The organism is Pseudomonas sp. NBRC 111139, from assembly GCF_001753955.1.
Lineage (GTDB): Bacteria > Pseudomonadota > Gammaproteobacteria > Pseudomonadales > Pseudomonadaceae > Aquipseudomonas > Aquipseudomonas alloputida.
Genome location: NZ_BCBP01000026.1, coordinates 118,578 through 131,885, shown reverse-complemented (window position 1 = coordinate 131,885; position 13,308 = coordinate 118,578). Strand labels below are relative to the sequence as shown.

The following is a 13,308-nucleotide window of genomic DNA, read 5'->3' as shown; positions in this document are numbered from 1 at the left end:
ACAGGCAACCCCAATCAAGAGATCTTCAATGCCAGCCAAGCCCCAACCCCCGATTGCCCAAGCCGACCAGGCCACCGACCCGTATGCCTGGTTGCAACAGCGCGATACCCCCGAGGTACTCGCTTACCTGCACGCTGAAAACGCCTACCAGGAAGCCTGCCTGGCCGACCAGGCACCGTTGCGTGAGCAACTGTTCGAAGAGATCAAAGGCCGCATCCTGGAGACCGACCTCTCGTTGCCGGCGCCCTGGGGCCCCTACCTGTACTACACCCGCACCACCGCCGGCGACGAATACCCGCGTCACTACCGCTGCCCACGCCCGACCGACGACTCGAACACCGTCGATGAAAGCCAGGAGCAACTGCTGCTCGACCCCAACGTCCTGGCCAACGGCGGTTTCCTCTCCCTCGGCGCGTTCAACATCAGCCCCGACCACCGCCTGCTGGCCTACAGCCTCGACACCAGCGGCGACGAAATCTATACCCTGTACGTCAAAGACCTGGCCAGTGGCCGTGTCACTACCCTGCCCTTCGACGACTGCGACGGTAGCCTGACCTGGGCCAACGACAGCCAGACGCTATTCTTCGCTGAGCTGGACGACACCCACCGCCCATGGCGCCTGCGTCGCCACACCTTGGGCACCGACGCCGCGCACACCGTGTTCGAAGAGCCAGACGGGCGTTTCTTCCTGCACTGCTACCGCACCAGCTCCGAGCGCCAGCTGGTGCTGCTGCTGAACAGCAAGACCACCAGCGAGGCCTGGGTGCTGGACGCCGAAACCCCGCAGGCGCCGTTCACCTGCCTGGCGCCGCGCGTCGAAGGCCACGAATACTTCCCCGACCACGGCCAACTCGACGGCCAGTGGCGCTGGTTCATCCGCACCAACCAGGATGGCATCAACTTCGCCCTGTACCACGCGCCAGTCGCACCAGTGCCAAGCCGCGAACAGTGGCAGGTGCTGGTGGCGCACCGCGACGCGGTCATGCTCGAAGGCCTCAGCCTGAACGCCGGTGCCCTCACCCTGAGCCTGCGCGAAGGCGGCCTGCCGATCATCGAAGTACGCCCACAGGGCCTGCCGGCCTACCGCGTCGAACTGCCAGACGCCGCCTACAGCCTGTACGTGCAGGACAGCCTGGAATTTGCCAGCACTCGCATACGCTTGCGCTACGAAGCACTCAACCGCCCGGCCCAGGTGCGCCAGCTGGCGTTGTCCACGGGCGCCCAGGTGGTGCTCAAGCAAACCCCGGTGCTCGGTGCATTCGATGCCGATGACTATGTCAGTGAGCGCCTGTGGGCAACCGCAGCGGACGGCACCCAGGTGCCGATCAGCCTGGTACGCCGCCGCCAGGACCTGGGCAAGACCGTGCCACTGTACCTGTACGGCTATGGTGCCTATGGCGAAAGCCTCGACCCCTGGTTCTCACATGCGCGCCTGAGCCTGCTGGAGCGCGGCGTGGCCTTTGCCATCGCCCATGTGCGAGGTGGTGGTGAACTGGGGGAGGCCTGGTACCGTGCCGGCAAGCAGGAGTACAAGCACAACACGTTCAGCGACTTCATCGCCTGCGCCGAGCACCTGATCAGCCAGGGCGTGACGGCCGCCGATCGCCTGGCCATCAGTGGTGGCAGCGCTGGCGGCCTGCTGATCGGCGCGGTGCTCAACCTGCGCCCGGAGCTGTTCCGCTGCGCCATTGCCGAAGTGCCCTTCGTCGACGTGCTCAACACCATGCTCGACCCGGAGCTGCCGCTGACCGTGACCGAGTACGACGAATGGGGCAACCCTGAGGAGCCGGAGGTGTATGAACGGATCAAGGCTTATGCGCCGTACGAGAACCTGAAAGCGCAGGCCTACCCGGCGATGCTGGTGGTGGCGGGCTACAACGACAGCCGCGTGCAGTATTGGGAGGCAGCCAAATGGGTGGCGAAGTTGCGCACACTCAAGACCGACAGCAACCTGCTGCTGCTCAAGACCGAGATGGGGGCTGGGCATGGCGGGATGAGCGGGCGGTACCAGGGGTTGAAGGATGTGGCCCTGGAGTATGCGTTCGTGTTTGGCGAGCTGGGTATCCTTTGAGAGAGCGGGGGGCGCGTTGCGCCCCTTTCGCGACACAAGGCCGCTCCCACAGGACAGTGGACTGCACCCCAGATGTTGGACATCTGTCCATCTTCTGAGGTGCAGTCCACAGCGCGGAATCCAGTCCAACCTGTGGGAGCGGCCTTGTGTCGCGATGGGCTGCAAAGCAGCCCCAGACGCCCTCAGCTCCCCCCGTCAATCATCCTCCACAACCGGCTTTGGCGGGTCCTGTCGCAACCCGGGCAATGGCTGATCCTTCGGCGGGCCGGGCACTGGCATCGGCGGCAACAAGGGCGCCCCCGGCTGGCTGTCATAAGCCTTGGGCGGCGTACTCGGGGTAATCTGCGGGTATGGCGTAGGCGTCGGCGTACCGGGCGCGCCGGGTACTGGCGGCGTGAGCCTGGGTGGCGTACTGGCAGCTTCTGCCAAGGGCAGGCCAGCCATCAACAGCGCGGCGAGGATCGCGTGAAACATCAGCAACCTCCTGTCGGGAACCTTTCTACAGGCTACGCCTAATTCAACGCTTTCGCCTGTCCGCCTGACCTGCAAGCGCGCTAGACTCAATGGCATAACCGTCACTTGCCTGATCAGAACAAAGGAAACACCATGAGCTCCACCTCTTCTGCCGCCGCCACCGCGCGCCTCGACCGCATCCTGGCCGATGCCAAGCGCGACAAGGAAATGGGCTACCGCGACAAGGCCCTGAGAATGTACCCGCACGTGTGCGGCCGCTGCGCCCGCGAGTTCGCCGGCAAGCGCCTGAGCGAGCTGACCGTGCATCACCGTGACCACAACCACGACAACAATCCTCAGGACGGCTCCAACTGGGAGCTGCTGTGCCTGTACTGCCACGACAACGAGCACTCGCGCTACACCGACCAGCAGTACTTCAGCGAAGGCTCCACCAGCACCCCGAGCATTGCCAAGGCTACGCACAACCCGTTTGCCGGGCTGGCGGGCATGCTGAAGAAAGACTGACCATCGATTCGCCCCCCGCTGCTACCGGGCAGCCCGTATAATCGCGCTTTTTTCGCGAAGGGCCCCGGTACGTGGCAAACAAACGATACAGCTGCATCGGCCTGTTCAACCCCAAGTCGGCAGAAAACGTCGGCTCTGTGATGCGCGCAGCGGGCTGCTATGGCGTCAATTCGGTGTTCTACACGGGCAAACGCTATGAACGCGCACGTGACTTCGTCACCGACACCAAGCGCGTGCACTACGACATCCCGTTGATCGGCATCGACGACCTGCAGCGCATTATCCCGCTGGGCTGCACGCCAGTGGCGGTAGAACTGGTGGAGGGTGCGCGGCCATTGCCGGATTACACCCATCCGGACCGGGCCATTTACATCTTCGGGCCAGAGGATGGCTCGTTGAGCGAAGAGGTGCGGGGATGGTGTGAAGAGACTATCTACATCCCGACCGAGGGCTGCATGAACCTGGCGGCAACGGTGAATGTGGTGCTGTACGACCGCTTGGCCAAGGGGCTGAATACCCGCTCGGGGCCCAAGTTCAAATAAAAAGGCCGCCACTGCGGCGGCAGGACAGACCTGCCAACACAGGGCGACCGAGTGCTGAGCTCCGTCAGAACAGCACCGAAACCGGGCCGAACATTGCCTCGACAAACCATGGGTTGTCGCGATCAACGCTGCCGACGATGGTTGGCTGCACGCTCCCCAACCTCGGTTTCGCCCCGTGAACAATGCTGAGTTTCTGCTCGACGGTGTATTCCAGGTACGACTTGATACGCTTGAAATGCGACTTGCAGACGATGCCGCCCTGCCGATTGTCAGGCGCAGGGATGCCTAGTGCAGCACCTTGCTCTGCAGCACATCGGAACGCCGCCCCAGCACGTTCTCGCTGATCTGCACAAAGTCTTCGGTACTGACGCTGGGCAGGCGCATCAGCCCCCGCACCACATCGTCCAACGAACGTTTGGCCTGGGTGTGAATGCGGATTTCCTTGTCCAGCGCCTGCAACAGCATCACGCCGCGGGCCACCTGGGCCGGGCTTGCGCGTTCACCCTTGAGCCGGTTGACCTTGGCGCCCTGCTTGCTCAGACGCGCCTGCCAGACCTGGTAACGGTCATCACTCATGCCGCCCGAGCGGCGTAGCAACTCGTTGGCGTAATAATCGGTCAGGCTCTCTACCAGCCAGTCACTGCCGTCACGCCCGTGAATCTGCGCGAACAGTTGCACCAATTCGCGCAGCAACGGGCTATTGCCGTTTTCGCTGACCATGGGCCGGGCACTGTTCAGGTACAACGAGCCCTGCGCAGCCATAGCCCCTCGCCACATGCCGTCACGCGCCCCGACCAACAGCAGCTTGGGCGGGTTACGCGGGAACACAGCTTGTAGTTGTGGCCAGACGAATGTGAGCAAGGTCAGGCTGTCCATGCGCCGCATACCCTGCCCCACCGGCGCGGCCACGGTCACTTCGGTCTCGCCCAGGCGAGCGCGGCGGCTGCCCAGGTCGCCGGCAAGCATCCAGCCGGTCGGGCGATCGAACAAGCGCGACACGTTGTCGATGCGAAACTTCCCCTTGCCGATACGCGGCCAGGACGTTTCGATGCTCTTCCAGCCCTCGGGCAGGTCGAAAGCCAGGCGCGCCACCAGCTCGGTACCATCCTGCTGGTCGAGGCGCGCAGGGGGTATCAGCTGGTCGCCGAGGAACAGCGCCCAGTGTGGGGTGATGCGTGATGAATAGGCGCCGCTGGCCAGCTTCTGGTCCAGCTGCACACGGTAGCTGAGGCTGGTCTTGCCGGCCGCTGGCTGCCAGATACCACGCTGCCCCTTCAGCTGCCATTGCCCATCGGCCTGGAAGCCGCTGTAGGCCCCAGCCTTGCCCAAGTCGAAGTCCAGGCTGCGCACGGCGCTGCCTTCGGCCAATGTCACGCGGACCTCGGCCTGGCCGCTGGCAGGCAGCAAGCGCACCTGGTAGTGGAGGTCGACCTTCTTCGCCCAGGCCGGCGAACTGGCCATCAGGCCCAACAGCAACAACAGCTGGCAACGCATACAGAAACTCCTTGTTTCCCCGAGGCAGCGGGCCGCGCCGGTCAGCTGGCGCGAAAGATCAGGTGGTCTTCCCAGTCGTCTTCGTGCACATCGTGTTCACTGAGCATACGCCCCGACTGGGAAATGCGCTGTTCATGAACCTGTTGCCGGTCGCCACAGACCAGGTGATGCCAAGCCGGCAAGTCCTTGCCCTCACTGACCAGACGGTAACCGCAGGTACTCGGCAGCCACTTGAACTGGTCGGCCTTGCCCGGGGTCAGCTGGATGCAGTCTGGCACGTGGGCGAAGCGGTTGGGGTAGTCGCTGCACTGGCACGTATCCAGGTCCAGCAATTTGCAGGCGATGCGCGTGTAATAGACGCTGTTGTCGTCTTCGTCCTCGAGCTTTTGCAGGCAGCACAGGCCGCAGCCATCGCACAGCGACTCCCACTCTTGCTGGCTGAGCTCTTCGAGGGTCTTGCGCCGCCAGAACGGCGCGTTTTCAGCGATCATCACACAGGGTTCCTGCCTTCATCTTGGGGCCACGGCGCGCGGCGGCGCCAGTCTAGAGCCTGGCCTTCGGCAAAGCCAGACCGCTTGTCAGTCGCGACGGCACGCAGTAGCGTGCGCTTTTCCCGTCCGTTTGCAGGAGCCGCCATGAGCGCCAACCCCCGCATTGCCGATTACGCCATCAACGAGCAGTTCATCAACCGCTGGTCACCACGCGCCTTCACCGCCGAGCCGATCAGCGAAGAAACCCTGCTGAGCTTCCTCGAGGCCGCCCGCTGGGCACCTTCGGCCTATAATTCGCAGCCTTGGCGCTTCCTTTATGCCCGCCGCGACACGCCGAACTGGGAGCGTTACCTGAGCCTGCTGGTGCCATTCAATCGCAGCTGGGCGCAACAAGCGTCGGCGCTGGTGCTGGTCATTTCGAAGACTACCTTCGCGGCCCCGGGCGCTACGGAAGAAAAACCGGCCCTGTGGCACACCTTCGACACGGGCTCTGCCTGGGGGCACCTGGCCCTGCAGGCCAGCATCAGCGGCTGGCATACCCATGGCATGGCCGGCTTCGATCAGGACCTGGCACGTCAGGAACTGAAGATTCCCGAAGGTTACGCACTGCATGCCATGGTGGCGATCGGCAAGCTGGGGGACAAGGCCAGCCTGGATGAAGCCCTGCAGGCGCGTGAAGTGCCGAGCCCGCGCAAGCCGCTGAGCGAGCTGGCTGCTGAAGGCGATTTCAGCCTGTAAGGTTTGTGTTGGCCGTGCTGGCCTCTTCGCGGGCAAGCCCGCTCCTACGGGGATATCACCACCCTGTGCTGGAGGGGTTTACCCGCGAAGAGGCCGGTACGGGCCACAGCAATCAGTAGCCCCGGGCGAAATCGACTTCGCCACGCAACCCCTGCCCCGCCGCATACGCTCGCACATTCTCCGCAAACAAGCGCACCATCGCCGCCGGCGAGGTGGGCGCCGAGCTGTGCCCGGTCAGCAGCAAGCCCCAGGCGGTCCAGAACGGGTGTTGCTTGGGCAGCGGCTCCTGGCGGCACACATCGATCACCGCACCGGCCAGATGGCCCTCCTTCAACGCCTCGACCAGGTCGGCATCGACCACCGCCACACCACGTCCGGCATTGATGAACAAGGCCGAGGGCTGGAAGCACTTGAACAGCGCTGCGTCATACAGGTCATGAGTCGCCGGGGTATCCGGCAGCAGGTTCAGCACGTAGTCGACCTGGCCAACCAAGCGCGGCAGGTCGGCCAGCGCCGCCACCTCGACGAACGGCGCCTGCTCACGGGCGCTGCTGGCAATGCCGTACAGCGCCACACCAAACGGCTGCAGGAACTCGGCCACACGCTGACCAATGTCGCCCACACCCACAATGAGGACCTTGCGCCCTTCCAGGCTGCGCCCCGGGCGGTCATCCCACCGCCGCTCGACCTGGCTGACCAGGCGCGACAGCACCTCACGCTCATGGCCTAGCATATAGGTGAGCATGTACTCGGCCATCACCTGCCCGAAGATGCCTACTGCGCGGCTCAGGCGGTAATCACGCGGCAGGCCGTCGGCCAGCAACGGCGTGATACCGGCCCATGTCGACTGTATCCAGCCAGGCTTGTGGCCTTGGCGCAGCAGACTGGCCAGCAAGTCCGGCTGGCCCAGCCACACCGGGCACTGCGGTGCCTGGCGGGCCAGTTCGGCAGAGTCGCCGCTGGTCAACACTTCCACTTCTGGCGCGGCGGCGCGCAAAAGCCCGGCGTATCGAGCATGGTCATGCTCAGCGATCAGTACACGCATGGTCAGACGGGGTCGTTTCGGCGCAGCAGCTCTTCGGGCAGGTGCTCGATGTACTCATCTTCCAGCGGCGGCATCTGCAGGTGGTAGCCTTGGCTTTCGAGGTTCTCCAGCACCTTGGTGATGTCCTCGCGGGCCAGCTTGCGCTCAGGGCTGAGCACCAGGTCGAAAGCGTGCACGGGGGTGCCGAAGAACGGCAGCAGGCCTTCAGGCACGCGCTCCAGGCCGTCAGCCTTGAGTACGTACAGGTACATTTCGTTCTTGCGTGGGCTCTTGTAGATCGAGCAAATACGTTTCATCGGGTTTCTCCGGCACCTGCCAGGTTGTCCAGCAGGGCCTGGCCCATGCGCTCGCGGCGCCAGCCGCGCAGCGAATCGGGCAGTTGATAAGGGCCATTGGGGTATCCGCTCTTGAGCAGCGCCTCCAGGGCTTTCTTGCGCAGCATCAACTCGGGCGCAATCCCCAGGCGCTCGCCTTCGGCCTGGCCGATGGCACGCAGCTGCTTGAGAAGGCCGGCAGCCTCGATCGGCAGCGGCTCGGGCAAGGGCGCCGGCCATTGCTCGGCAGGCAGGCTGGCGGCGCGCTTGATCAGCTGGATGAGGCACTCGCCGTCCTGACGAATGGTGCGTGGGTGCATCTCGTCGATCTTGGCCAGGGCCGACAGGTTGTTCGGCTGGCTTTTGGCCATGGGCCAAAGCGAGTGCTCCTTGAGGATACGATTACGCGGCACATCGCGGTTGCGCGCTTCGCGCTCGCGCCAGGCGCACAGCTCACGTAGCACTGCCAGTTGTTGAGGCGCCAGCTTCCAGGCCAGCTTGACGTCGCGGTACAGGCTTTCAGGCTCGACTTCACGGCGCAACGCAGCCACCAGCTCGGCGCCGTCTTCCAGCACCCAGGCATACTTGTCGTCACTCAGCCGCGGGCGCAGCACGGTGAACAGCTCGGCCAGGTGCACGGCATCTTCGGCAGCGTAGCTGACCTGGGTTTCCGAGAGCGGGCGTTGCAGCCAGTCGGAGCGGGTTTCGCCTTTGGGCAATTCGATGCCCAGCACTTCCTGCACCAGCCGCGAATAGCCCATGGAGAAGCCCAGGTTCAGGTAACCGGCGGCCAGCTGAGTGTCGAACAGCGGCTGAGGCAGCTTGCCGGTCAGGCGCAGCAGCACTTCAAGGTCTTCGCTGCAGGCGTGCAGCACCTTGACCACACCGCTGTCTTCCAGCAGGTCGGCCAAGGGTTGCCAGTTGCCGATCAGCAGCGGGTCGATCAGAAAGGCGCGTTGGCCGTCGCCGATCTGAATCAGCCCGGCTTTCGGGTAGAAGGTGTCGACCCGCATGAATTCGGTGTCGACGGCGACGAAGGGCAGCAGGTGCCAGTCGCGGCAGTGTTCGGCCAGGCTCTGGTCGTCACGGATCCAGTGAATTTCGATGGCCACAAGGCTCTCCCACTAACATTGGCGCGCAGTATATACGGCGCGGGCACTGCGGGTGAAACTGTCCCGCTTTTCGGGGGCAGTCCACCCTGTGGGAGCGGGCGCACCCGCGAATGAAGGCAACACGGTGTATGGCCCGGGCTTGCCCGCTCCCACAGGGATCGCCCAAGCTTGCATGAAACGCGACTGGCTTCAGCGCTTGGCCGCCAGCCAGGGCCGGCAACTGGCGAACATGTCCAGCGACTGTTGGTAGAGCTCGGTATGCACCTGCAACAGGCCAAGCATCGAGTGGAACAGGTTGTCCTGGGACAGCGGGGCATCGCTGAGCCGTGCCAGGCAGTCGGTATCGACGCCGAAGTCCTCCTTGTAGCTGTCGGAGAACCAGGTCAGCAGCGGCACGTGCTTCTGCGGCTCGGGAGCGATGGCGTAGGGCGTGCCGTGCAGGAACAGGTTGTACTCGCCCAGCGACTCGCCGTGGTCGGACAGGTAGATCATCGCCGTGTCGACCTTGTCTTGCTTGCTGCGCAGGGTATCGATCAGCGAGGCCAGCACCTTGTCGGTATAGGCCAGGGTGTTGTCGTATCCGTTGATGATTTGCTCCTTGCTGCACTGGTTCAACGCGTTGCTCTGGCACACCGGTGTGAAGCGCTCGCCATCACTGGGGTAGCGCTTGAAGTACTCGGGGCCGTGGCTGCCCATCTGGTGCAGCACCAGCACGGTGTCCTTGTCGAGGTTGTCGATCAACGCGTCCAGGCCTTGCAGCAGGATCTGGTCATGGCATTCGCCATTGGCGCACAGCTGCGGATCATTGAGGTTGCTGACGTCGATGAACTGAACGCGGTCGCAGGTGCCTTTGCAGCCCGACTGGTTGTCACGCCACTGCACGGCCAGGCCGGCACGCTGGAGGATGTCCAACAGCCCTTCGCGGTTCTTCGCTACGCGGGCATCGTAATCCCTGCGCTTCATGCCCGAGAACATGCAAGGCACCGAAACCGCCGTTTCCGTACCACACGAGTGCACGTCGGAAAACGCCAGCAGGCCTTGCTCTTTGGCGAGATTGGGCGTGGTATCGCGGTCATAGCCCAGCACGCCGAAATGGTCTGCCCGGGCACTTTCCCCGACCACCAGCACGGTCAGCGACTTGCGCTCATGTTTTTGCCAGGCCGCATCACGCTTGGCATCTTCGCCATAATGCTGGAACGGGCGCGAAGCCGTACCGACCCGCTCGCTGACATAACCAATGGAGGCCCCGACGATATTGCTGGGGGTGAGCATCAGGCGCAATTCATGGTGATTGCGAAACAGCGACGACAGCCCTTGATAATTGACCAACGCTACCGAGCCAATGGTCACCACACAGGCACCACTGACCAGCAACTTGCCCAGCAGCTCGCGGTGCCACGGGCGGTAGGCGATTTGCGCCTTCCACAGCAGCACCGATGGCAGCACACCCAGCAGCAGGATATACGCGGCAAACTTGAACGACATCAAGTCGCGCACTTCCGCAACATTGGTCTCGGCCATATTGCGGAACATGGCGGCGTCAATAAGTACGCCGTACTGGTTCATGAAGTAAGCCACGCCCGCGCCACTCATGAACAACACGATAAGTACCGGCTTCAATACATACCGGAAGGCAAGTAACGTGAGCACAAGATTGAAGGCGAAAAGCATCAGCACAGCAAACGCCAGACTCAGCCACAACCCTGACAGGCCAGCAGGAACCGCCGCTTGCAGGTGCTCCCAGAGGAACATGTTGAAGCCGATCAGCAGGTAAAGACTGGCCAGCAGCGTGACCCATTCAGTCCGCAGGGATTTGAAGTTGAGCATCAGCGTTCGCAATCAAGAGTGATTATCACCCCCAGGCCAGATGGCACTGTGGGAAAGTTGGGCGAACTCTAGAAAGCACGTCATCAATTTTTCGTGAAAAACTCGGTAACAATTTCGTGAGGGCGCGTCTTTTACCAATTATCTCAAAACCATTCAGCTGCCATTCAGCCTGAACCGCCGTCACAAGCCTGCGCAAAGACAGCTATCCTCAATGGTCAGGACCTTACCGACAACCCTGACAGAGGTGAAGAAATGCCAGTTCCGCACGATCTGCTCGCTGACCTGCACGTTACCGCTGATGCATTCCAGGCACTCATAGAGAAGGATCAGGACCTGCACAAACTGCACAAGGAGTACAACGCCAAGGACAAGGAGGTGGTAGCCGCCGAAGGTAACGGCACCAACGACGAGGCCGTCAACCGCCTGCGCAAGGAAAGGTTGCTGATCAAGGACAAGATCGAACGGATCATTCATCCGCCCAAATCCTGACAGGCATTTATTGAATCCACCGGCCTCTTCGCGGGCAAGCCCGCTCCTACACCGATGTGCAGACCGTCGTAGGAGCGGGTTCACCCGCGAAAGGGCCGGGCCTGCTGGCCAGTATCCCTGGCCGTTCACCGTTGCCGTCGCTACCGTATTCGCGGGTACCCCCCCTACGCGCAGACCGTCGTAGAAACAGGTTCACCCGCGAAAGGGCCGGGCCTGTTGGCCAGTGTCCCAGGCCGTTCACCGTTGTCGCCGCCACCGTATTCGCGGGTAAACCCGCTCCTACGCCAATGTGCAGACCGTCGTAGGAGCGGGTTCACCCGCGAAAGGGCCGGGCCTGCTGGCCAGTATCCCTGGCCGGTCACCGTTGCCGTCGCCTCCGTATTCGCGGGTAAACCCGCTCCTACCACCAGCAGGAGCGGGCGAGCCCGCGAAGAGGCCTGCAGCCCTACACAGCAACCAGCGCTTTCAACGCCCCATCCAGGTCCTCGACCAGGTCACGGTAATCCTCGATACCTACCGACAACCGCAGCAGGTTCTCGCTGATCCCCATCACCCCTTTCTGTTCTGGGCTCAGCGAGCAGTGCGACATGCTCCAGGAATGGTTGATCATGCTTTCCACCCCACCCAGCGAGTCGGCCAGGACAAAGATCTGCAGCGCCTCCACCAGGCGGTTGAGCGCGGCGCGGTCGCCTTTCACTTTCATCGCCACCACCGCCCCGCCACTGCGCATCTGGCGTTTGCACAGCTCATGCTGAGGGTGGCTTTCCAGCCCTGGGTAATACACCTGCTCGACCTGCGCGTGACCTTCCAGGAAGCGCGCCACCTGCAGGGCATTGGCGCACTGGCGCTCCATGCGCACATCCAGGGTCTTCAGACCGCGCAGGGCCAGGTAGCAGTCGAACGGCCCCTGCACCGCCCCTATCGCCATGCTGATACGGCGCAGGCGCGCCAGCAACGCATCATTGGCCGCCACCACCACACCGCCGGTGAGGTCGGAGTGGCCACCGATGTACTTGCTGGCCGAGTGCATCACCAGGTCCACACCCAGGGTGATCGGACGCTGGTTCCACGGCGAGCAGAAGGTGTTGTCGATGCAGGTGAGGATGCCCTTGGCCTTGGCCAGGTCGCACACCGCCTTGATGTCGACCAGGTGCAGCAACGGGTTGGTCGGCGACTCGATCCAGATCAGCTGGGTTTCCGGCTTGATCGCAGCCGCTACGGCTTCAAGGTCGTTGAGATCGACATAGGTGGTGGTCAGCCCCGAGGTGCGGCTGCGGTAATCTTCCATGATGCGGAACGTGCCACCGTACACGCCGTTCATCACCACCACGTGGGCATCCTTGGGCAGCAGCTCAAGCACGGTTGCGGTGGCATTGACCCCCGAGGCGCAGGCCACAGCGCCCACGCCTTCTTCCAAGGCAGCGACACAGGTTTCGTAGGCATGCCGGGTGGGGTTGCCGACGCGGCTGTAGGAATATTCCGGTTTATCGTCCAGGCTGCGCTTGGTGAACGAACTGGCGGTGACGATGGCCGGAAAAATGGCGTTATCGGCAACGCTGAACTGCTCGCCGGCGTGAATGGTACGGGTGGCGAAATTGCGCGGCTTGTCGGACATGGTCAGGCCCATTGGCAGAATGAAAGCTGCAACTATCGCACAACCCAAATCATCTGGCCTTGGGGTAATCTGTGAAATATTTTTCTGCACGGCCAGCGCGCGATATGGACAGTTTCGACCAGCACATTCTTACCCTGCTACAGCGTGATGCCTCGATCTCGCTGAAGGACCTGGCCGAGGCCGTCAACCTGTCCACCACACCGTGCTGGAAGCGGGTCAAGCGCCTGGAGGAAGACGGCTACATCCTAGGCCGCGTCGCCCTGCTGGACCCCGAACGGCTAGGCTTGGGGCTCACCGTGTTCGTCCAGCTCAAGACCCAGCGTCACGACAGCGCATGGCTGGAGCAGTTTGCTGCGACGGTGACCGGGTTCGAGGAAGTGATGGAGTGCTACCGCATGTCCGGGGACTGGGACTACATGCTGCGGGTGGTGGTGGGTGATATTGCGGCGTATGACCGGTTCTACAAAAAGCTGATTACCCGTACCGATGGGTTGTCGAACATCACGTCCAGTTTTGCCATGGAGCAGATGAAGTACACCACGGCTTACCCGGTGCATCGCGCCTGACCGGTGCTGGATTCTTCGCGGGCAAA

The 13,308-nt window shown here is 62.9% G+C and carries 15 protein-coding genes; 6 read left to right on the top strand and 9 right to left on the bottom strand.

Features of this window, described 5'->3' with window-relative positions; genetic code table 11:
- Positions 1-28: 28 nt before the first annotated feature.
- The gene (locus BJQ17_RS09830; RefSeq protein ID WP_003254674.1) at positions 29-2,071 is read left to right on the top strand and encodes a S9 family peptidase; all 2,043 of its coding nucleotides are present in this window, start codon (positions 29-31) and stop codon (positions 2,069-2,071) included.
- 195 nt (positions 2,072-2,266) lie between these two features.
- Here the strand turns inward: BJQ17_RS09830 and BJQ17_RS09825 are convergent, their stop codons facing one another.
- Positions 2,267-2,545: a hypothetical protein gene (locus BJQ17_RS09825; RefSeq protein ID WP_003254675.1), complete on the bottom strand. Its 279-nt coding sequence runs from the start codon at positions 2,543-2,545 to the stop codon at positions 2,267-2,269.
- 132 nt (positions 2,546-2,677) lie between these two features.
- Between BJQ17_RS09825 and BJQ17_RS09820 the strand changes: the two genes are divergently transcribed.
- Positions 2,678-3,049, top strand: a complete 372-nt coding sequence (locus BJQ17_RS09820; protein ID WP_003254676.1) for a YajD family HNH nuclease — start codon at positions 2,678-2,680, stop codon at positions 3,047-3,049.
- Positions 3,050-3,120: 71 nt separating this feature from the next.
- Entirely contained in the window at positions 3,121-3,591 is a 471-nt protein-coding gene (locus BJQ17_RS09815; RefSeq protein ID WP_003254677.1) for an RNA methyltransferase, read from the top strand.
- Positions 3,592-3,655: 64 nt separating this feature from the next.
- Here BJQ17_RS09815 and BJQ17_RS30960 read toward each other — a convergent pair whose 3' ends face one another.
- Genes BJQ17_RS30960 through BJQ17_RS09805 form a run of 3 tightly spaced genes read right to left on the bottom strand, consistent with a single transcriptional unit; the run spans position 3,656 to position 5,576 of the window.
- Complete coding sequence (locus BJQ17_RS30960) at positions 3,656-3,874, bottom strand: aldehyde dehydrogenase family protein (RefSeq protein ID WP_139139763.1); 219 nt, start codon at positions 3,872-3,874, stop codon at positions 3,656-3,658.
- A 2-nt stretch (positions 3,875-3,876) separates the two neighbouring features.
- Positions 3,877-5,085, bottom strand: coding sequence for a hypothetical protein (locus BJQ17_RS09810; RefSeq protein ID WP_003254679.1), 1,209 nt, complete (start codon positions 5,083-5,085; stop codon positions 3,877-3,879).
- 41 nt (positions 5,086-5,126) lie between these two features.
- Positions 5,127-5,576 (bottom strand): YcgN family cysteine cluster protein, encoded by a 450-nt coding sequence (locus BJQ17_RS09805; RefSeq protein WP_003254680.1) that lies wholly within the window; start codon positions 5,574-5,576, stop codon positions 5,127-5,129.
- Positions 5,577-5,720: 144 nt separating this feature from the next.
- On the opposite strand from BJQ17_RS09805, the gene BJQ17_RS09800 reads away from it, so the two are divergent.
- Complete coding sequence (locus BJQ17_RS09800) at positions 5,721-6,314, top strand: nitroreductase family protein (RefSeq protein WP_003254681.1); 594 nt, start codon at positions 5,721-5,723, stop codon at positions 6,312-6,314.
- 112 nt (positions 6,315-6,426) lie between these two features.
- Here BJQ17_RS09800 and BJQ17_RS09795 read toward each other — a convergent pair whose 3' ends face one another.
- The 4 genes from BJQ17_RS09795 to BJQ17_RS09780 all read right to left on the bottom strand — a co-directional run bounded on the left by BJQ17_RS09795 (position 6,427) and on the right by BJQ17_RS09780 (position 10,612).
- Complete coding sequence (locus tag BJQ17_RS09795; RefSeq protein WP_070095970.1) at positions 6,427-7,359, bottom strand: D-2-hydroxyacid dehydrogenase; 933 nt, start codon at positions 7,357-7,359, stop codon at positions 6,427-6,429.
- 2 nt (positions 7,360-7,361) lie between these two features.
- Complete coding sequence (locus BJQ17_RS09790) at positions 7,362-7,655, bottom strand: YcgL domain-containing protein (RefSeq protein ID WP_003254683.1); 294 nt, start codon at positions 7,653-7,655, stop codon at positions 7,362-7,364.
- Positions 7,652-8,785, bottom strand: coding sequence for a ribonuclease D (gene rnd / locus BJQ17_RS09785; RefSeq protein ID WP_004575887.1), 1,134 nt, complete (start codon positions 8,783-8,785; stop codon positions 7,652-7,654). The genes BJQ17_RS09790 and rnd overlap by 4 nt, the downstream gene beginning before the upstream one ends.
- Positions 8,786-8,974: 189 nt before the next feature.
- Positions 8,975-10,612 carry a phosphoethanolamine transferase gene (locus tag BJQ17_RS09780; RefSeq protein WP_070095969.1) on the bottom strand — a complete coding sequence of 546 codons (1,638 nt, stop codon included), beginning with the start codon at positions 10,610-10,612 and terminating at the stop codon, positions 8,975-8,977.
- Between the two features lie 252 nt (positions 10,613-10,864).
- Between BJQ17_RS09780 and BJQ17_RS09775 the strand changes: the two genes are divergently transcribed.
- Entirely contained in the window at positions 10,865-11,101 is a 237-nt protein-coding gene (locus BJQ17_RS09775; RefSeq protein WP_003254689.1) for a YdcH family protein, read from the top strand.
- A gap of 445 nt (positions 11,102-11,546) precedes the next feature.
- Here the strand turns inward: BJQ17_RS09775 and BJQ17_RS09770 are convergent, their stop codons facing one another.
- Entirely contained in the window at positions 11,547-12,728 is a 1,182-nt protein-coding gene (locus BJQ17_RS09770; protein ID WP_012051500.1) for a PLP-dependent aspartate aminotransferase family protein, read from the bottom strand.
- Between the two features lie 92 nt (positions 12,729-12,820).
- Here BJQ17_RS09770 and BJQ17_RS09765 point away from each other — a divergent pair, with 92 nt between their 5' ends.
- On the top strand, positions 12,821-13,282 hold the full coding sequence (locus BJQ17_RS09765) for an Lrp/AsnC family transcriptional regulator (RefSeq protein WP_003254691.1): 462 nt from the start codon (positions 12,821-12,823) through the stop codon (positions 13,280-13,282).
- Positions 13,283-13,308 lie beyond the last annotated feature (26 nt).